Source organism: Anaeroglomus insulsum (assembly GCF_050689095.1).
GTDB lineage: Bacteria > Planctomycetota > Phycisphaerae > Sedimentisphaerales > Anaerohalosphaeraceae > Anaeroglomus > Anaeroglomus insulsum.
In genome coordinates this window covers 127,687-150,405 of the sequence record NZ_JBOGCL010000012.1, presented here as the reverse complement: position 1 = coordinate 150,405, position 22,719 = coordinate 127,687, and the positions used below count along the sequence as shown (strand labels likewise).

The 22,719-nt window shown below is 52.9% G+C and carries 17 protein-coding genes; 7 read left to right on the top strand and 10 right to left on the bottom strand.

The window, feature by feature from the left end; all coding sequences use genetic code 11:
• Both ACQ9LF_RS11650 and ACQ9LF_RS11645 read right to left on the bottom strand, forming a co-directional pair.
• A partial coding sequence (locus ACQ9LF_RS11650; RefSeq protein ID WP_462489583.1) for a hypothetical protein occupies positions 1-263 on the bottom strand: 263 nt, incomplete at its 3' end.
• A gap of 315 nt (positions 264-578) precedes the next feature.
• Positions 579-2,423 (bottom strand): protein-disulfide reductase DsbD family protein, encoded by a 1,845-nt coding sequence (locus ACQ9LF_RS11645; protein ID WP_462489582.1) that lies wholly within the window; start codon positions 2,421-2,423, stop codon positions 579-581.
• A gap of 293 nt (positions 2,424-2,716) precedes the next feature.
• On the opposite strand from ACQ9LF_RS11645, the gene ACQ9LF_RS11640 reads away from it, so the two are divergent.
• The gene (locus tag ACQ9LF_RS11640; RefSeq protein ID WP_462489581.1) at positions 2,717-3,097 is read left to right on the top strand and encodes a DUF4174 domain-containing protein; all 381 of its coding nucleotides are present in this window, start codon (positions 2,717-2,719) and stop codon (positions 3,095-3,097) included.
• Between the two features lie 41 nt (positions 3,098-3,138).
• Here the strand turns inward: ACQ9LF_RS11640 and ACQ9LF_RS11635 are convergent, their stop codons facing one another.
• Positions 3,139-3,780, bottom strand: a complete 642-nt coding sequence (locus tag ACQ9LF_RS11635; protein ID WP_462489580.1) for a PEP-CTERM sorting domain-containing protein — start codon at positions 3,778-3,780, stop codon at positions 3,139-3,141.
• Between the two features lie 333 nt (positions 3,781-4,113).
• Here ACQ9LF_RS11635 and ACQ9LF_RS11630 point away from each other — a divergent pair, with 333 nt between their 5' ends.
• From ACQ9LF_RS11630 to ACQ9LF_RS11620, 3 genes are all read left to right on the top strand, one after another.
• Positions 4,114-4,341: a hypothetical protein gene (locus tag ACQ9LF_RS11630; protein WP_462489579.1), complete on the top strand. Its 228-nt coding sequence runs from the start codon at positions 4,114-4,116 to the stop codon at positions 4,339-4,341.
• 78 nt (positions 4,342-4,419) lie between these two features.
• Positions 4,420-5,295: a diadenylate cyclase CdaA gene (gene cdaA / locus ACQ9LF_RS11625; RefSeq protein WP_462489578.1), complete on the top strand. Its 876-nt coding sequence runs from the start codon at positions 4,420-4,422 to the stop codon at positions 5,293-5,295.
• A gap of 2 nt (positions 5,296-5,297) precedes the next feature.
• Positions 5,298-6,329, top strand: coding sequence for a hypothetical protein (locus ACQ9LF_RS11620; protein ID WP_462489577.1), 1,032 nt, complete (start codon positions 5,298-5,300; stop codon positions 6,327-6,329).
• 16 nt (positions 6,330-6,345) lie between these two features.
• Here ACQ9LF_RS11620 and ACQ9LF_RS11615 read toward each other — a convergent pair whose 3' ends face one another.
• The 5 genes from ACQ9LF_RS11615 to ACQ9LF_RS11595 form a co-directional block, all read right to left on the bottom strand.
• Positions 6,346-7,122 (bottom strand): XRE family transcriptional regulator, encoded by a 777-nt coding sequence (locus ACQ9LF_RS11615; RefSeq protein ID WP_462489576.1) that lies wholly within the window; start codon positions 7,120-7,122, stop codon positions 6,346-6,348.
• A 170-nt stretch (positions 7,123-7,292) separates the two neighbouring features.
• Positions 7,293-9,680, bottom strand: a complete 2,388-nt coding sequence (locus tag ACQ9LF_RS11610) for a PAS domain-containing hybrid sensor histidine kinase/response regulator (protein ID WP_462489575.1) — start codon at positions 9,678-9,680, stop codon at positions 7,293-7,295.
• Positions 9,681-9,954: 274 nt separating this feature from the next.
• Positions 9,955-12,153, bottom strand: coding sequence for a ribonuclease R (rnr, locus tag ACQ9LF_RS11605; RefSeq protein ID WP_462489574.1), 2,199 nt, complete (start codon positions 12,151-12,153; stop codon positions 9,955-9,957).
• 165 nt (positions 12,154-12,318) lie between these two features.
• Positions 12,319-12,612 (bottom strand): 30S ribosomal protein S20, encoded by a 294-nt coding sequence (gene rpsT / locus ACQ9LF_RS11600; protein ID WP_462489573.1) that lies wholly within the window; start codon positions 12,610-12,612, stop codon positions 12,319-12,321.
• A gap of 90 nt (positions 12,613-12,702) precedes the next feature.
• The gene (locus ACQ9LF_RS11595) at positions 12,703-14,034 is read right to left on the bottom strand and encodes a tetratricopeptide repeat protein (RefSeq protein WP_462489572.1); all 1,332 of its coding nucleotides are present in this window, start codon (positions 14,032-14,034) and stop codon (positions 12,703-12,705) included.
• Positions 14,035-14,244: 210 nt separating this feature from the next.
• Here ACQ9LF_RS11595 and ACQ9LF_RS11590 point away from each other — a divergent pair, with 210 nt between their 5' ends.
• The 3 genes from ACQ9LF_RS11590 (at position 14,245) to recJ (ending at position 19,071) form a co-directional block, all read left to right on the top strand.
• Complete coding sequence (locus tag ACQ9LF_RS11590) at positions 14,245-15,492, top strand: serine hydroxymethyltransferase (protein WP_462489571.1); 1,248 nt, start codon at positions 14,245-14,247, stop codon at positions 15,490-15,492.
• Between the two features lie 277 nt (positions 15,493-15,769).
• On the top strand, positions 15,770-16,981 hold the full coding sequence (locus ACQ9LF_RS11585) for a MauE/DoxX family redox-associated membrane protein (protein ID WP_462489570.1): 1,212 nt from the start codon (positions 15,770-15,772) through the stop codon (positions 16,979-16,981).
• A 347-nt stretch (positions 16,982-17,328) separates the two neighbouring features.
• Positions 17,329-19,071, top strand: coding sequence for a single-stranded-DNA-specific exonuclease RecJ (gene recJ / locus ACQ9LF_RS11580; protein WP_462489569.1), 1,743 nt, complete (start codon positions 17,329-17,331; stop codon positions 19,069-19,071).
• Between the two features lie 57 nt (positions 19,072-19,128).
• On the opposite strand, the gene ACQ9LF_RS11575 is transcribed toward recJ, so the two are convergent.
• Positions 19,129-20,307 (bottom strand): alkaline phosphatase, encoded by a 1,179-nt coding sequence (locus ACQ9LF_RS11575; RefSeq protein WP_462489568.1) that lies wholly within the window; start codon positions 20,305-20,307, stop codon positions 19,129-19,131.
• Positions 20,308-20,626: 319 nt separating this feature from the next.
• The gene (locus ACQ9LF_RS11570; protein WP_462489567.1) at positions 20,627-22,234 is read right to left on the bottom strand and encodes a hypothetical protein; all 1,608 of its coding nucleotides are present in this window, start codon (positions 22,232-22,234) and stop codon (positions 20,627-20,629) included.
• Positions 22,235-22,719 lie beyond the last annotated feature (485 nt).

The following is a 22,719-nucleotide window of genomic DNA, read 5'->3' as shown; positions in this document are numbered from 1 at the left end:
TCGGGGTTTTTCAGGCATTCCAATAATATCTGGTAATCGCTGTCGTCAAATCGCTTATAGACCTGGTAGTTGCCTGGAAAGTTTTCTTCATACTCGCGATTCAATATAGGACGAATCCACAGCATCGCCTCCAGCGTCTTGCCCTCAAATTGGTCCACAGACTGGCCATCCCAGCAAATTGGGTAATGGTTCATGGTTTGACCATGACACCCGCATAATAAAAGAAATGAAGCACAGGCTGCAACCATCATGTTTTTCATCATTATTCTCCTTATATACTTTCGCACTTTTTAGGCGCTCGCAATGGAATCCTCTTCTGCCCGTGCCAATCCTATGAAACAAAATAGAGAAACCGCCCAAAATATAACCAAAGAAAATACCCCTCGCCGCATATCCGACCCACCTTTCTAAATAAGACCTCCGCATTACTTATCAGAGTTTCCTTTGCGCTCCGCAAGACCGACCCGCTTAGCATATAAAAAAATAAGGAACACCCTGTATGTGACTCCACTGTATCGACAATATAGCAAATTACCCCTTTTTGTCAACAAGAATTGTCTTATATACAGATGGTCATCTCAAAACACTTTTTCAATCAATTCCTGTTTATCGAATATGCCGCGGAGTTTGGTGAGGGATTTTGTATTGGGATTGAGCAGGATGGTGACCGGCACGTTGCCTGCTTCGCCGAAGACGGCCTTTAAATCCACCGCCGCCGGGTAGTGGGCCTGCGTGGTATCGGCCTTGACAGCGAGGATTTTTTTGTCGGCGACTAGTTTGGCGACCTGTGGATCCATATAGACGGTCTTTTCGAGCACCTTGCAGTTGGTGCACCAATCGGCGGTGAATTTAATCAGGACCGTCTGCCTGTTTTCAATCGCCTTTTGAATTGCCGCCGCATCGTAGGCCTGCCACCGCATCACCGGCTCCTGCGGGACCGGCAGCAGCCAGACGCCGGCCGCAACGGCAATCGCCAGGGCTGCGGCCCGGGTTGCCCACTTGCGGCCTGTGGGCGTGGCGAAGTTCACCCAACTGCCCCACATCCACACGCAGAACGCAAACACCACGCCATACAGCAGCACGTTAATCAAGTGATCTTTGGTCAGTCCCGTCAGGGTAAACTTGACGGCAATCAGCAGCAGCAGGAATCCGCCGGCCTTTTTGAAATGTTCCATCCATGTCCCCGGTTTGGGCACAAACGACAGCAGCCTGGGCACCGAGACCAGCACCGCATAGGGCACGGCCATTCCGACCCCCATCAGAATCAGGGCCGTGACGCTGACCGCCGCCGGCTGGGTTTGTGCCCAGACCAGCACCGCGCCAATGATGGCCCCGCTGCAGGGCGTGCTCAGGATGCCGGCGAAAAAGCCCATCGCTACCGAGCCGGCATATCCGGCGCTGCCACCCTGCTTGCCTGCCAATGAAGACGGCAGCGACAGCGTCAGCACATCCATCAGGGCCAGAGCGAACAGGACAATCAGCAAAAATAACACAATCACCGCGGTCGGATTGCGATACAGGCTGTTTAAGTCCAGCGATGAACCGGTGATGATTTTGATGATGGCAGATAAGGCCGCAAAGGCGGCGAAAAATAAAACGATCCCGCCGCAAAACGACAGTCCAAGCCCAATGCGCCGGGATGGAGTCTCTTTGGTCTGGGAGACCAGACGCATGACAATCAGGGGGATCACCGGCAGGACGCACGGCATGATATTAATGGACAAGCCCGCCAAGAGCGCCAGCAGAAAATACCAGCCCCCCTGGCCGGATGCGGATTGTGTATTGGACGACTCCTGCCAGCCGGCCAGCAGCTGGCCCAGCGACTCGGAAGGCTGAGCACCGACGACTTCGGCTGCCGGGGCGGTGCCGGCGGCAGGTGCGGGTGTTGGGGCAACGCGCTGCCCTGCAAGGTCGCTGGTTACCGCGCGCCAGGTTCCGGCCTGGGCAAAGTCGATTTGGGCAGGTACGGTTTTTTCGAAGGGGGCCAGACAGACCTTGCTGGTACAGGCAATCCCGGCCACGAGGGCCTGGACCTGAACGGTCCCGTCTGCGGGGGGGTTAATCATGGGCAGATAGACCTCAAAGGCCCCAACATAGACTTCGACCTCTTTTTCCTGGCCCGGATCGTAAAAAATACCCGGCTTGGGGAAGATGGTACTGCCGAACGAAAGCCCATCCGCTTTCGCAGAGACCTTCAACTCCAGCCCTTCGGCCGGAGCAGTCTGGGCCGAGGCATAATAATGGAGGTCTTTGGTCCCTTCAAAAACAACCGCCAGGGCCGGGCTGCCGTTAAGCTGGACGGGTTCGACCCGGGCTGAGGACTTCTCCCGGCCTTCCCGGGCGATTTCTGTCAGCTCAGCCGCATAAGTGGGACTTGCAATAGCAACCACCACAACACAAAATAGTTTCAAAATCGATCGCATAGTCGCTCCGCTGTATCTACGAATGAATGCTTCATGTTGAATCAAACCATCTTCTATCATACGTATTGAAGAACAAAAAAACAGGCTTTTTCCATCCGTCTGGCTGTGTTTTATCCAATAAAATAAAATATATCCGTAAAAATACTTATTGACTCTCCGAACATTGTCCGATAAAATCCGTAATACGTTTGACGATTACGCATTTTTATAGAGCACCTTGTAAACAACCTGCCTTGCTCTCAAGGAAGATGAAATAGAGTTATTAATGGAGTATCGGGTGAGAAGGGGGTTATATGACCGATTTGCGTATGAGTTTGAACGGATTCAAAACCCGCAACAGCCTGCTATTTGTCTTTTCCCCCTCGGATCGCCATCATGTCTATCGGATTCAGAAGGAATTATTTGCCGATAGCGATGTCATTCTGCGGGAACAGGGATTGATCATTGCTGAAATCTTTGAGCAGGGTAACAGCCACATTGGGAATATGGAGTTGGGGCAAGATAGTTGCGATTATCTCCGCAGGCTGTTCAATGTGAATCTAGGGGATTTTAAGGTCCTGCTGCTAAGCAAAGAACAGCAAATCAAGCTAATGGCCGACAGTTTTGTATCTGAGCGAGAATTGCTGATGCGACTGGAATGTCCGGCCGATCGGCTTGAGGCCGCTGTCGATTAAAAAGACCTGGTATCTCCCCTCAAATCATCTCAGAAGTGTTCTCACGCGGCACGCTGCCGTGAAATCACCAGTGCCCCCAGGGACAATAAGATCAGCGAGGCAGGTTCAGGAATTACATCATACACCAGGTCATCCATACCATACCAGCCGTATATGCCGTATAGAGAGCCGTTTTCGCTCTGTGAGGCCGGTTTGGCTTCGATGACAATGCGATCCACATTTTTTAGATTGATTGCAAACCAGTCGGGTGTCTGGTCAATATCCATAAACCATTGTGTAACAGCAACTTCGATTCCATTACGAAACCCATGTACACGCACACCCTCGGCCCAGTTGTCGATAAAACCATGGCCGGAGAAATAAGCCCCTATCACTTCCACAGGCTTTAAAAACTGAATCCCCAGTTCGGTACAGCCCCAACTGTTAGTCAGATAATGGGTGCCGGATTTCGGGCAATAGTAATAATCGGTCGAATTTATCGGTTCCGGGCACATCCAGGAACCATTGATATTATAATACCCGGGGTTGCCATATTCCCAATAGAGATCCTTGTAATATGTTCCGCTAATCTCTTTTGTTATGATATCTTCAAAGTCCAAATATGTAGGCGAAAGCGTGGCGCAGGCAGAACCTGCCATGCATAGTAGTCCAATGCCCAGCAGGTGCAAGAGTCTGGTTCTCATCACAATACTCCCCAATTATGTTTTCTCTCCAACAATGGTCTAATTATAGACTTTGGAGCGTTTTCATTCAAGCAAATTCCCCCATTCTTTACAGGCAAAACGATAAAATAGGTAAATCTACTGAAATCTTCACCCCCAATGCAAAAGTTTCTCGATTAGGCATCTCCATTTTATTCCATTCATTCATCACCCAACCAGAACTTCAGCGGGTCAGGTGGTATTTGATTATCCTGCTGATATGTAAGGTTTTACAATTGACACCTTTTCCGGAGACTGATACAATTTTAAAACTCAGTATATGAATTTACAGGACTTATTCTTTTGAGGTTAGTTATGGATACACGGAATCTGAAACACATACTCAACGGGATGATTATCTTGGGTGTTGCGCTGGGCGTTGTTTTGATGAATGGCTGTGCGGCTCCGGCCCGAACCGCTCAAGAGGTGCATCGCAACCATATTAATGTGATTCAGACCAACTGGATTATGATCCAGGATGATATTGATGCGGCCCTGCTGCTGGATCGCCCGACCCGTCTGTCCGAAATGGTGGTTCGCTAACCAGTTCTATCCCGTTTGTTTTTGTTGGTAATCTCAAAATAAAGTCCTTAAAGCATGGAATGCAGCAGGTACTAAACCTTGAATGCAATCTTTGACTATATTGTCAACAGTTCCTCCCAGGGGCGCTGGATCATTCTTGCCGAATTGGTATTAATCGGTCTGTTTGTTTACATTGTTCTGAGTTTTTTGGAAGGCACACGCGGAGAGCGTCTGTTTCGCGGGATTATTTTCGTTCTGCTGGTCGGCTCCCTCGTTTTGAATCTGGTGGTTCGCCAGTTCGGCATGGAACGTATCGCCTATCTATACAGCGGATTTTTGATTGCGGTTTTAATCGTGGCGGTTACGGCGTTTCAGCCGGAGCTGCGTCGAGCCCTGATTCGCATCGGTCAGGCCGATTTTTTGGGGACCAGTTCACCTCAGCAGCTCAGCCGCTGCGTTGAGGAAATCGTCGAAGCCGTCAACCAGATGTCCGCGGAAAAAACCGGTGCCATTATCGTCATTCCGCAGCAGGTCGCACTGGGTGAGTTTGTCGAAACCGGGGTTCGAATCGATGCCAAAGTGACCAGCGAGCTGATCAAAACCATCTTTTATGAAGGTTCGCCGCTGCATGATATGGCCATGATTATTCAGGGCGACCGGATTATTGCCGCACGGGTTCAGCTTCCGCTGGCCGAGGCAGACAATTCGGTGTACGGACGACTTGGCTCACGGCACCGTGCCGCCGTCGGCGTCACCGGTTCCTCCGATGCCATTGTCATTGTGGTCAGCGAAGAAACCGGTATTGTGTCGCTGGCGATGAACGGGCAGTTAATCCGCAATATATCCGAAACGCAGCTTCGCCGGCATCTGAATACCGCCGTGGTCAAAGCCGCCCCCCTGTTGGAACGGCTGGGCCACACACGGCATAAGAATGACACGACACATTCATCCGAGGATAACAGTACCAGACTATAACCATGGGTGACTGGATAAAAAAAATACTGGCGGTGATTTTTCTGACCCTGCTGATCTGGGCATGGGCTTTTTTGTCATTGGAAACCAGTCAGCCCTGGGTGGCGGTGCTGCGGGTGGCGCCCGTGGCCGATACGGATTACCTGATCAGCTTCAACAAAGGCCAGGATCAGGTAGATAAACTGCAATTGACGTTTAAAGGGGCCCCGACCAAAATCTCCGAAATGGTCCGCCGATATCGCAACGAGCGGATGGAGTTCTTTTATGATCCCAAGGAATTCGGCCATGAACGCGGCGGCACCTTTACCCTGGATTTGGCGGATTTCATTCGCCGCAATCCCAAAGTGCGAGAATATGCTCTGACGCTGGAATCCTGCCTGCCGGAAAAAGTGGAGGTGGTGGTGGAACGGCTGGTCAAAAAGCCGCTGGTGATTCAATGCGTGGATGAAACCGGCGCCATTGTCAAGCATGAGACCATAGAGCCTTCACAGGTGGAAGTGCCGGTTCGCCAGGATTATAACGGCCCGGCCATCGTGATGCTGACCAAACCCCAGATGGAGCGGGCACGGAAGCTGCCGGTGGAAGAAAAGCCTTATGTCGAAATTCTGCCCGGCAAGCGTCGTTATGCCGAACAACTGGTGGAAATTACCCTGCCAGCCACCGAACAACTCAACAAGCAGCCCATCAACCCGATGGTCGGCTATATCATCAGCCCATCGATGCTGGGACAGTATAAAGTCGAACTGGTCAACGAATCCGATTTCAAGACCATCAGTGATATTCGCGGCACCGAAAAGGCCTTCGATGCCTATAAAAAACAGCGGTTTCAGATTCTGGTGGAAGTGCGTGAGGGCGATGCCGCTCTGCCTGAAATTCCGATGCGGCCTGTCATTTATAACTTTCCGCCGGAATTTGTCAAATCCGGCCAGATTGAAGCGCCCACACCCCCGCTGATGGCCCGCATTCGCCTGATTCCGCTGACCAGCACAACAACACCCGCAACGTCAACGACCACAACAACCCTGCCGGCCAAGTAATCCGAGCCGGACGCGGTTAGAGGCGATGAAACCGAATGACCGCCCGATACATCCCATTCAGACGAGTGCCATCGACAATTGTGGGAGCATAGGTTTCGTTTCTGGGCTGCAGACGCACCTTGCCATCCGGCTCAAAAAAGACCCGTTTGAAGGTGCTTTCATGGGGTTGTGCAAACCGCACAAAGCAGTCATCTCCATTCTGCACATCCGCCGCCGGCGAAAAGACTACAATATCCCCTTCGGAAAATTTCGGCTCCATGGAATCACCAATAATCCGGACGGCAAATGCATTCGGGTCATGCAAATCCGGGCATCGAACATAGTCTTCGGCGATACCAACCGGATAACCCATATCGTCAAATTCAGCCGGATAGCCTGCAACCACACGATTGATCACCGGCACCAGTTGGCCGGCAACCAGGTCTTTGCGCTCCGCTTCCGACTGCAAGTCGAATTCTTTCAATAAGTTGCCAATTTGGGCGGTATCCAGTTGGTGTTCGGCTATTCGCTTGAGCAATTGCTTGTACTTGCGGTTTTCGGCATCAATGGTTTCAAAATCCCTGCGGATATCGCTGGGCATGCGCTCCATATGCGCCAGGCGAAGCAGCTGCCCATCGGCAAATTTCAGACAGATTTCCAGTTTCCGCAACAGCTCATCACTGGGAGGATTCTTGACACGCCCGGTTTCAACGGTGGATAGATACGGCTTCGAAAAACCGGTGAACGCTGCCACCTCGTCGAGGGTCAGGTTTAGTTCTTCTCTGCGTTCTCGAACTATTTGGCCTATAGACATAATCGCGATTATAGTTTATTAAAAAACAAATTCAAGCAATGTTTTTTAATAATAATACGCGCAACCGGGTTTCCGTGTTCTGCCTGCAGACGGTGCATGCAGTATCGAGAACAGGGCTTAGCCGTTTTGAAATCACCTCTTTCAACACACCCCCACAGCCCGCGTACCCATTATTGCCGGGTTTGTCCGGCCGGCAGATACCGCGCAATCATCTCAGCCAGACGGTCTTTATCCACAGGCTTGGACAAGTAATCATCGCATCCGGCCTGGAGACACAGGTCCCGGTCCCCTTTGAGCGCATTGGCAGTAACCGCAATCACCGGCGTCTTGATCCCCTTTTGCCGCAGCAGACGGGTGGCTTCAAGACCATTCATCACCGGCATCTGAATATCCATCAAAATGATGTCAAATGCGGTTGCTTGAGCCGCCTCAACCGCCTGCTGGCCGTTTTCAGCCAGGGTCACGTCATGCCCCATCCGGCATAAAATCACCTTCATCAGCTGCTGATTGACCGGATTGTCTTCCACCAGAAGAACCGTGGTTTTGGTCGCCAGAGGAGCAGAGGGAGCTTCCGCCTGGGTATGGAGCTTTTCGGCACGTTCATATTTATTCCATTCCGGGGCAGCAGAGGCTTTGCCGAAGGCTTCGATAGTCAGGGTGAAAATAGACCCCACACCCGGCTGACTGAACACCGTCAAATCGCCGCCTAACAGACCGGCCAATTTTCGAGAAATGGCCAGCCCCAGCCCGGTACCGCCGTATTTTCGGGCCGTGGAACCCTCGGCCTGAACAAACGCCTCGAACACAGACTGCTGCTTGTCGGCTGAAATCCCGATACCGGTATCTTCAACGTCAAATTGAATATACGTCTTATTGTGTTTCTGCCGACGGGATACATTCACATAGACATGCCCCTGGTCCGTAAACTTGATGGCATTATTAATCAGGTTAATCAGACACTGACGCAGCCGCGTAGGATCTGTCTGAATCGTCTGCGGCAATTCCTCGCATTGAAGCACGGCCAATTCAAGCCCCTTCTTTGCCGCCATCGGTCGGAACATCGATTCCATCTCTTCCAGCATGACATCCAGACGCGTGTCGAGTATTTCAACGGACAATTTGCCGGCTTCAATCTTGGATAAATCCAGCACGTCGTTAATCAGTGCCAGCAGCGTCTTGCCGCTGTTGTGGATCATATCGACATACTCACGCTGTTGCGGAGGCAGGGTTTCTTCCATCAGCAGCTCACTGAAGCCGAGAATGGCGTTCATCGGAGTCCGGATTTCATGACTCATTGTGGCCAGGAAATCACTTTTGGCCTTGCTGGCATCCATGGCTTCCTGAGCCAGCGTATTGGCCTGTCGGGCAGCAGTCTCAAGACGGGCGTTGAGATGTTCCATTTCCCGGTTGGCCCGTTCAGCCTGTTCCTTGGCCAGTCGAAGCTGCTGTTCGGTATTTTTCCGGTCCGTGATATTGTTGACCACCACCAGAGCCAGTGTCTGCCCTTCCAGCGTGATGGGGACAGCACTGATTTCCAGACACAGGGGGGTCTGATGCTCGTTGATCAGCAGGGTCAGATTGGTTTCCTTTTTTTCAATGGTCTGGCCTTCCGCAAGAACCTGATTAAGGACCATGCGAAGCGGACACTGGGCGCAGGTATTGCCGGCACCGCAGCCGGCGACGCTTTCTACGGCCGAAAGACAGTTGATGGCATCGCCGGGCCGAAGATTGACCATCTTGCAGGCGTCTTTGCCGACCAGATGGGCAAGATTGCGATTGATCTGCCGAATACGCAGCTCCGAATCCAGCAGCAGCATTCCTGTCGGTGCAATATCAATGATCGCCTGCAGACTTTCCCGCTGGGTGCACAGCTCCTGTTCGAATCGCTTCTGGTCGGTGATGTCCTGAATATATTCAAGCACATGGGTCAGCTTGCCGGACTCGTCCCAAATCGGGTACCCGTAGACATGCAGATACCGGATATTGCCCTGCGCATCGGTTCTCTGTTTTTCAACGACCACCGGCAGACCTGTTTGCTGGACCCGATGTACGGCACAGTCGGTCTGATCCGGATCGCATCGCCAGGCGGTATTGTAATGATGTTCATAACAGTGACGACCCAGCGGATCGCCGTCCGTCGAGGCGGCTTTGTTGGCCATAACGATTTCGTAACTCTGGGCATCAATGACATAATACGGCTGGGTTAACGCATCAATGCTGTGCTGCAGAAACCGCTTGGAACTCAGGGTTTTTTTGAGCAGTTCGACAAAGACCATGCTGACGGCAATCACCAGAAAAACCAGTCCCACGGCCATCACAAGACCTTCTTCCACCCAGTTCCAGTACAGAGTCTGGTGAAATGCGTCGGTTTCAATGGTGTCTAACTGTCCGGCCTCAAGCTGGTCCTGCCAGCCGGCAACCTGCCGGGCAAATTCCTGATTTCGATGCCAGCTCCAGTACATTCCCAGAGCACAAAAGAGACAGACAAACAAAACCAGAGCCAGAATGCTGAAGACAACGGTTCTGCGATGCTCAAACCTGGAATCGGACTTTTTCATATTCAACCCTTGTTTGACTCAATTAGCCAGCTGTTCTGTGTCTGGGCCCAGCCACTGGAACTCGAACGTTTTCCTGACAGACATCCAGACAACGTTGTTTCGGCAATTTCAGGGCGATGATTAATCCGGACAGCGCCGTTTGTGCAGCGAAACCCTCATTTTTGCCAATCCCGTGCCGCAGCAACGGGCCAGGCAGGCAGAGGGATTGGATGTATGTCCGATAATCGCTGCGGCTTGACGATAACACAAATCGCAGCAGGATGTGAAGCGAGACTTACCGCCGCTTTTTGGTTTGTTTTTTGAGGAATTTTTCCGGACGGAATCGGCGTCCCCGCGGGTCTTCAATCAGCGGTTCGGCGGGGGCAACAAAAAGCTGACGACCGGCAACATTGACGGTCACAATACGCACGCGGATAGGCTGGCCCAGATGAATGCTTTTGCCGGAATGCCGTCCGATAACAGCCTGAGCCTTTTCGTTATAGCGCCACTCATCAAGGCCCAGATCACCCGGCTCGATCAGTCCTTCGATGCCAAATTTGATGCACTGGACAAAGACGCCAAAATTCGTCAGCCCCGAAACGACACAGTCCATTTCGTCCCCGATTTTCCCACTGAGCATCTGAAGAATCAATACCTTTTTCAGTTCCTGTTCCGCATCGGCTGCCTGGACTTCCGTGTACGAAATGTGCCTGCCGATCTCCAGCAGCTCAGCTTCGCTCAGCACGTCTTCAAGACCAATTTTGGCCAATTGCCCTTGAATATACAGATCCAGCAGGCGATGAATCATTAAATCCGCATAGCGGCGGATGGGGCTGGTGAAATGACAATAATGCCGGTCGGCCAGGGCGTAGTGACCGATGTTCAGCGGCGAATACTCCGCCCGCTGCATACTGCGCAGAACATACATATTCACCGCGTACGACAACGGCGTGTTCTTGACAGAGGCCAGCAGGTCCTGAATCGCACTGCGATCCAGATGCCGCGGAACCCGAATGCCGCACAGCTTGACAAACCGGCTGATGTTTTTGGTACTGACCGCATCGGGGTCCGGATGAATCCGCCGCATGAAGGGGATGCCAAACCGGTCCAGGGCCGAGGCGACTGCGACATTGGCCTCCACCATGAACATTTCGATAATCGTGTGGGGATAGCTGGTATCGGCGGGATGGGCATCGATCACCCGTCCGGCCTTGTCAAAGACCAGCTCCGTTTCCGGCAGATCCAGATGAATCATGCCGTTTTTGTCGCGGCGGGCTTCGATCGCACGGGCGAGGATTTCCATATCCTTCAGCAGGGCGGTCACTTCACCGGGAAAGCCCTCAGCCCGGCCTTTGAGAATACGGTCGGCCTGATCGTAGGTCAACCGGGCCCGCGAACAGATAATGCTGTTGGCAAATTCCGTCCCCAGGATTTTTCCCTGCGGGTCGTAATGGATATACACACTTTTGGCCAGACGTTTCTGCCCGGGCTGCAGGCTGCAAATCCCGTTGCTCAGCACTTCCGGCAGCATGGGGATCACCCGACCCGGCAGATAGACGCTGTTGCCACGCAGGCGGGCTTCCTGGTCCAGCGGAGACTGACGCGGGATAAAGGCGGACACATCCGCAATGTGCACCCCCAGCACCCAGTTGCCTTCGCTGTCTTTGCGAAGACTGATGGCGTCGTCAAAATCCTTCGCATCCGGAGGGTCAATGGTAATCACCACCTCACCGGTAATGTCATCCCGGCCGGAAACCGTGTCGGGATTGTAGTCCTGGGCAGCTCGATGGGCCTGCTGACGGCATTCCTCGGGAAATTCATAAGGCAGGCCGTACTGAGCGATGATGGCATTGATTTCGGTATCATAATGTCCCGCCCGCCCAAGCACCTGCACGATGGCACCCTGGGCATACATATCGTTGCGACGGGGATAACTGACGATTTCGACAATGACCTTGTCGTTTTCGCGGGCCTGGCTGGCCTCAACATCCTGGACGAGAACAGGCGGATAAAACCCCTTGCCTTCGGGAGTCACATACCAGCCGCCGCCGTTGGCTTTGCACAGCAGACCCACAAAACGCGTGTTGCCGCGTTCAATAATTTCGGTGATAATCCCGGCATAACGACTCTGGCCGCGGAAATTGCGCTTGACCACTTTCGCCGCGACAGTATCGCCATTCATCGCCCCGGCCGTTTCATCCGGCGGCACAAATAAATCGCCGTGAGCATTGGGTTCAAGGGGCACGATAAATCCGAATCCCCGCTCATTCGCACGGAAGGTACCAATGATTTTGTTGCTCATCGCCGGCAGGCTGACATTCCGCTGGGCGTCAATAATCAATTGGCCCTGCAGCCGCAGCTCGTTTAAGGCCGTTTGAAACAGCGAATAGTCCGACGGCCCATACCCCATCGCATCGGCCAGCCGGGCCGGGCTGATCGGCTTATAGTCCCGCCGGGACAGAACTCGCAGGATTTGTCGTTTGATTAATTCCAAAAAGACCGCTTCTGGTTGATATTAGGCTGCCACAACCCGGGCCAAACGAGGCAACACCGGTCGGACAGCGTGGGTACTCATCTTCACGGTAACGCCAATATAAAAGGCGTCCGGCCGAAATGGATATCGACCAGGACGCCTTTATCCGTTGCGCAAAAATCCTTCCTATGCGGCAGACGTGGTCCCGCTTGCCCTGGTCTTGAGGCTGTTGAGCCGTTGGGCCATGCGGGATTTGATCCGCGACGCCGTATTCTTATGCATGGTACTGGTGCTGGCAATCTGGTCCAGCTTCTTGGTCAGCAGCTTATATTCCTGCTGAGCCTTATCAAGATTGCCATCATCAATTGCCGTCAGAAAACGCTTGGTAAACGTCTTTATCATGCTCTTGCGAGCACGGTTAATCGCGCGATGTTTGGCGTTCTGACGAACACGTTTTTTGGCTGATAACGAATGAGCCACGTTCTTCTCCTGTTCACTGACCGTTATACAATCTCTTACACTGAGAGGTTGAGCCTTCTCGATAAACTATGTCGATTATAGTCTTCAGAATCAGCTATTATGCGCCGAAGACCGCAATTTGTCAATACGTTGGCTAACATCTTTGTAAGAAAAGTCCGTCTGAGCCAGCTTGCGGTAAAGCTCCAGAGCCATTTCTGTCTTGTTAGCTGCTTCGTAAGCCCTTGCCATATTGTATCTTATGTCTTTACCAATAGGACTGTCAGGAACACTGCATTCTTTTAACGCCTGCGAAAAAATATCGATCGCATCGTCGTGCCAGCCCTTCAACAAAAAGCAAATGCCCATTTTATCCATCGCCGCCACACGCAAACGCGGGTCATTACGCGCCTCCTGCAGCAGGGGAATGGCCTTGTCAAATTGCTGCGCCTTCAGCAGACAGCGACCATATTCATACTTGAACCGCAGGTCTGTCGGGTAATTGTCCACGCACTGCTGGTAATAAACATGTTCTTTGTGTTCCAATTGACGGTTCAACTGGGCAAGCTGATCCTGCGGATTCTCATTGGGCAGCGCAATCGTTCCATCCTGAACCTTGCGGATCAGGGTGCGGAGGGCCTTCATTTCAAGTTCCATTAATTTCTTGCGGAAAATGAAATCTTTGGTCTTTTCGTACGCCTCTTTGAGCAGATGTTCCGCTTCCGCCATCGCCGGCTTGGTTTCCAAATCCACCAGAGCCTCCGCCAATTGCAGGATGTTGGTGGTCGATGTGGGGGCCTGCTGATATTGGCGACGTGCTTCGATGGCTATCCGATGTTTGGCATTTTCACTTTTGACAACCGTTTCCTGGGACTGCAATTGTTCCTGATGTTCTCGGTCGTTAATAGACTCGCGAAACGTGGTTGCCTTGCCGTATTTGCCCTTTTCCATCGTCATGCTGGCCGATAAATCCCGCAATTCATCCTTCAGAGCATCGTCCTCGGGCTTTAACCCAATCGCTGCCTGACAGGCATTGACCGCCTCGGTAAAACGCCCCAGTTTTTTATAACTGTCTTTCAGGAGAATGTAGGTCTTAAATGAGGGCTTCGCACTAGCCCGATTGGCATCAAAAATCAGCTGGGCAATCCATTCGGCAGTCCGGGTAAATCCGCCTTCGACCGCCGCGGTCAGCATCTTTTCCGCATACCCGATGTTATCGGGGTCCTTGGCCAGGAGATATTCGGCATTCAAAAGCTGGTCGGTGGGCGTTTTGCCCCCAACCCGCTTGATTAAATCCATCATCGACGGTTTCTTGCCGCCTTTGCCCTGACGAACCAAAGCCAGTTTCCGGAGCCGGGCGTGCCCATCTTCCAGGGCATCCGGCGACAACTTCAAGCCTTCCATATATAAGTCGATGGCATAATCGAAGTTATCGGTGGACGCCACTTCTTCAGCACGGGCAAAAAATGCTCGGGCCTTTTCCAGACCCGCATCTAATGTGTCATCATAGTGTTCGATGCGTAACCTCTTTCCTATATGAATGTTAACGCTAATATCTTATCGGCTCAAACTCGGTTTTGTCAACAATAAATACTTGTTGATTGGGGCCTGATATGATATAACGCCCTTTTAATCATTATAGAAAGGAAAACCTACATGTTATCGGCAATCGCAAAAACAGACCCCACGGTCTATAAGCTGATTATCGGCGAAAAACAGCGACAGGAAAACTGTATTCGGCTGATTCCGTCAGAAAATTATGTCTCGCAGGCGGTCATGGACGCCACCGGTTCCTGCTTTACCAATAAATATGCCGAAGGCTACCCCGGCAAACGTTATTATGAAGGCCAGCAGTTCACTGACCAGGTGGAAACGCTGGCGATTCAACGGGCCAAACAGCTCTTTGGAGCCGAGGGAGCCAATGTGCAGCCCCATTCAGGCTCCTTTGCCAATATGGCGGCCTATTGTGCCCTGGCCGCCCCCGGCGACACGATTATGGGCCTGTCGTTGCCTCATGGGGGGCACCTGACCCACGGCTGGAAGGTCAGCTATACCGGCAAATTCTTCAATTCCGTCCAGTACGAACTGGACCCTGCCACCGGCCGGCTGGATTATAATAAGATTGCCGACCTGGCCAAACAGCACAAGCCCAAAATCATTATCTCCGGCTCCAGTGCCTATCCGCGAACCATTGACTTCAAGGCCTTTAACGACATCGCCAAATCCGTCGGAGCCTTCCACGTCTCCGACATCGCCCATATCGCAGGGCTGGTGGCCGGCGGGGCTCATCCCAGCCCGATGCCGTTTGCGGACGTGGTTACGACCACCACACATAAATCCCTTCGCGGTCCGCGCGGCGGGATGATTCTCTTTAAGGAACAGCACGCCGCCGCCGTCAACAAGGCCGTTTTCCCCGGTCTCCAGGGCGGCCCGCATATGCATACCATTTCAGCCCTGGCCGTCTGCCTGGGCGAGGCGTTGACTCCGGCGTTCAAGGCCTACGCCGCTCAAATCGTGGCCAACGCCAAAAAACTGGCCGAAAAACTGATGGAATACGGTTTTAACTTAGTCAGCGGAGGAACCGATAACCATCTGATTCTAATCGACTTACGCAATAAAAACCTCGCAGGCAAACCCCTCGCTAAGGCCCTGGACCGGGCACATCTGGAATGCAACTACAATTCCGTACCGGGCGATACAGCTCCGCCCTTTAATCCCAGCGGTCTGCGTCTGGGAACCCCTGCCACCACAACCCGCGGTATGAAAGAGCCTCAAATGGAACTGATCGCCAGCTGGATTAAAACCGTGGCCGAAAATATCGACAACGAAACCGTACTCAACAAAGTCGCCGCCGAAGTCGATGCCCTATGCAAACAGTTTCCGGTCAGGGAATCATTTGTCTAAGCCACAACAACCGGACTCACAAACCAAAAAGGCAACTCCCTGGAGTTGCCTTTTTTGATAATCTCAAGCCAATTCGCTCTCAAAAAAACCGCTAATGCTATCCAGGCCGACCAGTGATGCAGCTGGTCGGCCTTCTTATTTCTATGCTGAAAATCAACCGCTCTCCCACCAAAGCCGTCAAGTAACTATTGTGAAATGTCGAACATCTGGTATAGTGTGGGCGTATTAAATACCTAAATAAATGCTCCATAATCCCCATAATTAAGGCCTTTATAACATGAAAATGATGAATAAGGTCGTGATGACACTGGCTGGGCTGATGTTGATTGGCGCATCCATTCTGAAAATCCAGGAAATGCTCAACCTGCCCATCCCCGGCTGGAAAGAAAAAGGCCTCTGGGAATCCTATGAATTCTTTCTGGTGCAAATCCCTCTGGAACTAAGCCTGGGCATCTGGTTAGTCAGCGGTCTGTTTCGCAAAGCCGCCTGGCTGGTCGGCACCCTGGCCTTTCTGGGATTCATCGGCGTAACAGCTTACAAAATGTATATCGGTGCCGAATCCTGCGGCTGCTTCGGCCAGGTCCATGTCAAACCCTGGATTACGCTAAGCTTCATCGACATTCCGTTCTTCCTTCTGCTGGCCCTCTGGCGGCCGGGCAAAGAGTACAAACTCCTGCCCCCCCCCTGGCCCAATGTGTATCATGCCATCGTCTTTGCTGTCCCGATTTTTGCGACGCTGATTTTCGCCGCCCCGGCCATGGTGGCCTTCAAACCCACCCAGATCACCCCGGATAAAATCGATACGCCAAGACCCCCAATCATTATCAAACAGCCGATCCCCTGCAGCCGGCCGCACGCCGATGACCCTGAATACATCAAGAAACTGACCGAAACCATCCGCAAAGAGGTCGAAAGCCAGTTGGCTCAAACGCAGGTAACTGGGCCCGAAAATGCCCCCCAAACAACACCTGCCAAAACAGAGCCGAATAATCCTGTTGAGGTTGTGATACCTGTCCCCCAACCCGACCCAAATACCACGCCTGTGGAGCCTGTAACGCAGGATGCGAACACCCCGCCGGCCCAGGAAGTCAAGCTGTCGGCCTGGCTGGACTATATCGACATTGCCGACCAGCTCAAGCAGGGCATTGTCGTAGTCCTGATGTATCATCACGACTGCCCGACCTGTGCGACGATGGTCCCCAAATACGACCAGTATTATCGCAAAATGAAAGAACTCGGCGACGAAAGCATGACCCTGGCGTATGTCGCCATCCCTCCATACAGCGACAAAGGCCCCATCCCCGCCGACACCCCCTGTCTCAAAGGCAAGCTCAAAGAAAAAGAGAAAAAGGATGAGATTTGGGCCATCACCAGCCCCTATGTCATCGCTCTGCTGGACGGCCAATTAATCAAGGAATGGAAACAAGGCACCGCCCCGGAGCCGGAAACCCTGATGGATGACATAGATAAAGTCTTTTCCCAGCAATAATCGCCCGTTTTCGTAAGTTCACTTTTTTCAAGGAAGGTTTGACCTGCCGCGAGTGTGAAGATATACTTTATCGGATGCAGCAATGTGAATCGGCGGCTGTATTGCTTTTGTGTCGCCCCGCCGGGGCTTGATCACAAGAGAGGCCTGTTTCCGGGGGTTGCCACCCCCGGCTATTTTATCCGACCCCTCCGGGGTCAACATGACAGGCCGGTTTATACCGCGAGCTATCTACGGAGTAACGTTATTCTACATAGCCGCGATGATGCTGGGAGCTGGCGGCTGGAAGCTGAATCTTTTGGCCGCGATAAAATGAACATGTAAAAGTGGGATTACGATAAAGTAACACAATGAAACTGCCTGCACGGATGCAAAAGAAGGTTTGGTCGGTTCGGCCGGCCAGCCCGAAAGCCAGAGTTCTGGCTGAAAAGCTCAACATCTCGCCGATTCTGGGGCAACTGTTGATCAATCGTCAGATCGAGACCGAATCGGCGGCGCGGGCGTTTCTGTCCCCCAAATTGACCGACCTGATCGACCCGGCCCGCATGCCGGGCATCGAACAGGCCGCCCGCCGCATCCATCAGGCCGTCAGTCAGGGCGAAAAGATCGCCATCTATGGCGACTATGATGTGGATGGCATCACCAGCGTCGCCATCCTGTGGCACCTGCTCAAGATGCTCAATGCCCAGGTGCAATATTATATCCCGCACCGCATCGATGAAGGCTACGGCCTCAACAGCGAAGCGATTACCCAACTGGCCGAGGCGGGTGTGCGCCTGCTGATTACCGTGGATTGCGGCATCACCGCGTTTGCGGAAATCGAGCTGGCCGGGTCGCTGGGGATGGATGTAATTGTAACCGACCACCACAAAATTGCCGACAGCCTGCCGAAGGCCTGCGCGGTGGTTCACCCCAACCTCGACAGCTCCTATGGCAATCAGAATGCCTCAGGCGCACTGGTGGCCTTCAAGCTGGCCTGGGCAATTTCCAACCAGTTCCGAGCCAATGGGCCAATCAGTCAGCCGCTGCGGGATTACCTGCTCAGCGCCACGACCCTGGCGGGCATGGGAACCATCGCCGATGTGGTGGACCTGCGGGGAGAAAACCGGATTATTGCCGGCTTTGGCTTGCGGGCCTTGGGAGAATCCAGGCTGCACGGCATCAAGGCCCTGATCGAATCGGCCTCCCTGGAGGCGGCCGGGGCCAGCAGCTATGATGTGGCCTTCAAGCTGGCCCCAACGCTCAATGCCGCCGGACGCATGGGCCATGCGCGGCTGGCAGTGGAGCTGTTGACCACAGACAACCCTTTGCAGGCTTACCAGATTGCACAATACCTCAAGGACCAGAACCGCCAGCGGCAGAAATGCCAGCGGGATATCTTTCAGCAGGCCAAGCAGCGCATCGTCGCCGACAACCTGCACCACCCCGACCGCAAGACGATTGTGCTGTCCGACGCCGGCTGGCACAGCGGGGTCATCGGCATCGTCGCCTCGCGGATTATCGATGAATTCTACCGGCCCACCGTGATGATCAATATTCAAAACGGCAAGGGCCACGGCTCGGCACGGTCGATTGCGGGATTCAACCTCTACGAAGGACTGTGTGCGTGTTCGGAATATCTGATCAGCTTCGGCGGACACGAGATGGCCGCGGGACTGCGGATCGAAACAGCACGAATTCCGGATTTTGCAATCGCCTTTGAGAATTACGCCCGAAACCGCATGGCCGAGGGGCTGACCGAAAGCATACTGCATATCGAGGCCCAGACGCCGTTACGCGATTTTACCGAACGGGTCATGCGGGAGCTGCAGATGCTCGAACCGTTCGGACAGGGCAATCCCCGCCCGGTCTTTGCCGCCTGCGGGGTCAAACGCATCGCTCCGCCCCGACGGGTGGGGGCCAAAAGCGAACACCTGCAGGTCGCCATCTCCGACGGCACCGCATCCGTCCGCTGCATCGGATTTGATATGGGACATCTGGAAAAGAAAGTCCTCGAGGCCGACACCTTTGACGTGGCCTTCGAGCCGCAATACAACACCTATAACGGCAACACGTCACTGCAGCTGGTCTTGTCGGATATACGGTTTGAGTAGACGCACGTCCCTCTGGCCATGAACAAAATGCGTATAGACCGCTGAAATCAACCCCCGTTAATTCTTCTGCACAACCGCCTCAGCCGTCGCCTTGACCGCCGGGAACTCCTTCACCCCCGTCAGGGCCGCAATCTTCTGCGGAATCTCCGTGTTGTCCTGCACCCCGGCAAACACCCTTGACCCCGGACCAAAAGCATACAGCGGCACATCCGCCCCGCTGTGGTCCTTGGTGTGCCAGGCCGCCTTCAATCGTGTCGACTGCGTACTGCTGGCCCGCAGCCGCAGACCGCCGGTCTCATGGTCGGCGGTAACGATGACCAGCGTATGTTGATCCCGGATCGCAAATTCAATGACCTCTTTGACTGCCATATCAAACAGCAGGGTCTGACGAATACTGTTGTCGGTATCGTTATCGTGTCCGGCCCAGTCAATCTGGCTGCCTTCGACCATCATAAAAAATTTCGGCTTTGGAACAAACCATTCCCTGCCGGGCTGGTTCAACAGCGAAATCGCCTTGGCCGCCATCTCCGACAGCATCGGCTCCGGCTTGAGCGTCTTTAATCCGTCATCGGCAAATAATCCCAGCACCGGCCCCTCGGCCACTTGGTCCATCTGTTCCTTCGAATAAGCCACCTCGTAACCATACGCTCTGGCCCGCTCAACCAGATTCTGCTTGTCTTTACGCACGCCGCCGTTGAGGCCGTCCGGCAGCCAGTATTTCCGCCCGCCGCCAAACATCACCCCGATGCGGTTTTCCAGCAATTGCAACGCAATGTCAGCTTCACTGCCGCGCGAAGCCACATGCGACCCGAAGGATGCCGGCGTCGCATGGCTGATCGTCGAGGTTGCCACCAGCCCCGTCCTCCACCCCTTCAGAGCCAGGGCCTCCAAAATACTGTGGTAAGCAACACCGTCCTTATTCATCCCGATCGTCCCGTTACTGGTCTTGATGCCGCAGGCCAGTGCTGTCCCTGCCGCCGCAGAATCGGTCACAGCGTTATTGCCTGAAAATGTCCGAACAATCCCTGTAATGGGCAGTCGCTCCATCCAGAGTTTCTTTTTCAACCCCACCCCCGCCTGCCGTGCCAGACTTACTTCATTAAAGCCCATCCCGTCCCCGATGCACACAATCACTTTGTCAATCGCACCGGTTTCGATATTGTCCAGCGTCCTGGAATCCGCCGGCCCCTCATAAAACGAAATATCTGTCGGGTCCCCCTGAGCTTTCGGATACACAAACGTTTCCGCCCAGGACCAAACAGGTACGGTAACACAACCTGCCACAAAACAAAATACTGCGAACTTCCTCATTAGAATTCCTCACTGGTCGATAAACACGATTCTCTCATACCGCCAATCCGGCTTTTCCCAGGCTTTCCAAAACAGCCTGCGGCAACCGCACGCACTGGCAAAACAAAAAAGGGGCCTGTGTCACGAAATACCCATCAGGAAGGAGTCTTTCACAACGAACCCGGAGATTTGATGCAAAATCCCGGATACGCTCAGATCACCGTCCGGCAATGCATATGACGTGTCTGGTCCCGGCTTTGGGAATTTATAAACCCAATTCCTCATCCGTAATATTGTATCTGGAACGCTGATTTTCCGGGATTTGCCGCAAGAGCTGCCGTGCCTCTTCGGCGTATTTGGTGCCGGGATATTGTTTTATAATCTCTCTGCAATTTTTGACACAATTCTGATAACTGGTTACACGCCTTTGTGCTGCTCTCATAAACAGATCACGCGTTGTATTCAGTAGTTTTTCTGCTTGAATATCCTCTTCTTCCGACAATTCCCTGTATTGCGCTTGGGTTTGCTGAGCCACTGTCGGCGTGGTCGGGGCGGTGGTTGGTGCGGGCTTCACGGTCGGTTTTGCGTTGGGCAGCGAATTGCTGTCGGTCAGCGTTGATTTGTTCAATACATTGGGGTCCACTGCAATCGCAGGCAGTGCCGGCTGGCCTTCGATCGCGGTAAAAGTGCTGAATCCAGTGGAGGTGACTTTTCCCATCAGCATCGGGGCGATAATCCCGGTTGCCGGTCCGGCATAGCGAATGGTGCCTTCTTTGTCGGTCATAATCAGCACCGGCCTGCGAGCCTGCAAAACGCCCAGTTCAACAGGCATTTTTTGCTGCTGGTCGGATGCCATCGCCACGGCCCAGGGCCAGGGGTGTTTCACGACATCGTCGATCAGTTTGTGTTTATGAGCGGCCGCATCCAGATTGATCGCGGCGAATTTCACCTGCCCTGAAGCCAAACCCATCTGAAACAATCGGGAATACGCCATATTGGCCGCGGTAAAGGGGTCTCCGCCGAATCCGCCGCCAAACATATCCATCCCCCCAAATCCTCCGCCCATGCCAGGCTCCATCATCATCGGTTCCATCATCTGGGGCTGAGGCTGAGGCTGGGGTTGTGCAGATTGTGGACGTCTCCGCCCTGGAGTATTCGGTTCATTGGAAACGGTTCTGCTTTCGCGTTCCTGCCAGACGAGGGCGCACAACGATTCCTGCCCCGGCTCATATTGAAACGTGGTGCCATTCAGACATGTCAGATGCAATCCCTCAATTTTCAGACCAATTGCATCGATCAGCAACGCATTCAGGTCAAAGTTGAGTTTGCCCGGCTGCAAGGTCTGCTGGCCTGGGTCGGGGGTTTCCATTTCCATACCCATCATTGCGTTGGGATTATTGGGGTTGCCGGGACGGGTACGCTGGGGGCGGGGTTGTTTGGGCAACATGGGTTTTTTGTCGGCCAGGATGGACATCGTCACCTGAGTAATCCAGGCATCGCTATTGGCAGCGTCCAACTTGCAGGCCCTGGAGGCATTCATAAATGCCGTGTTGAGATCATTTTGATAGTAGCTGACCCAGGCCTGGAGCATGCAGTACTGGGCTTTGAGCTTGTCGTCCATCTGAGTGAAATACCGCTTGTATTCATCCAGAAATCCCTGGCCGGGCAGTATATCGGCGGCGGCAATCGGTTTAAATTCATTGATTTTGGTCAACAGCGGTTCCAGAATCTGCTGGATTTTGCCGACGGCTTCGGTGACTTTGGGGTCGGGAGAGCGGGTGCCGCCGGGTTCCATCTGTCCCAGGCTCGGCTGAACCAGAACTGCCAGCACAAGAAATACTGCAATCCACTTGAAACCCCTGTGAATAAACATAATACGTCCTCCACGATAATGATCAACGGATCAGGCCACAACTCACATGCGAATATGATATCAGTTCGGATGCTGTCTGAAAAGCAAAAGTTACGGAAACTAATGCTACATCAGCAGTTCGGTAAACGAATTTGAGATGTCTTCTGCATGGTGTTTCAGGGTGTATTCCTCCTTTTTAATGTTTCACTCCTTTACTCCCTCTTACGGGATTTCTCTCCCGCAAGCTCACAAGCTTTATTATATATGTCGGAAATGTACTATTTTTACTAAACATTTTCTATAGTTTTTGAAAATTAACAAGATAAACAAGAATTGCTTTGTATTTATACCTATTTTATGATTGTATTCATAGACCCATGTTAATCCAGATAAAACAGGAGAATGGATGGCTCTTGACAAAGTAAGTCTTTTTTTATAATATAAATAACACATACAAAGTGAAGGATTTTTATTTTGTCAAACGGATTGAAGAAGGTCGTGGTATA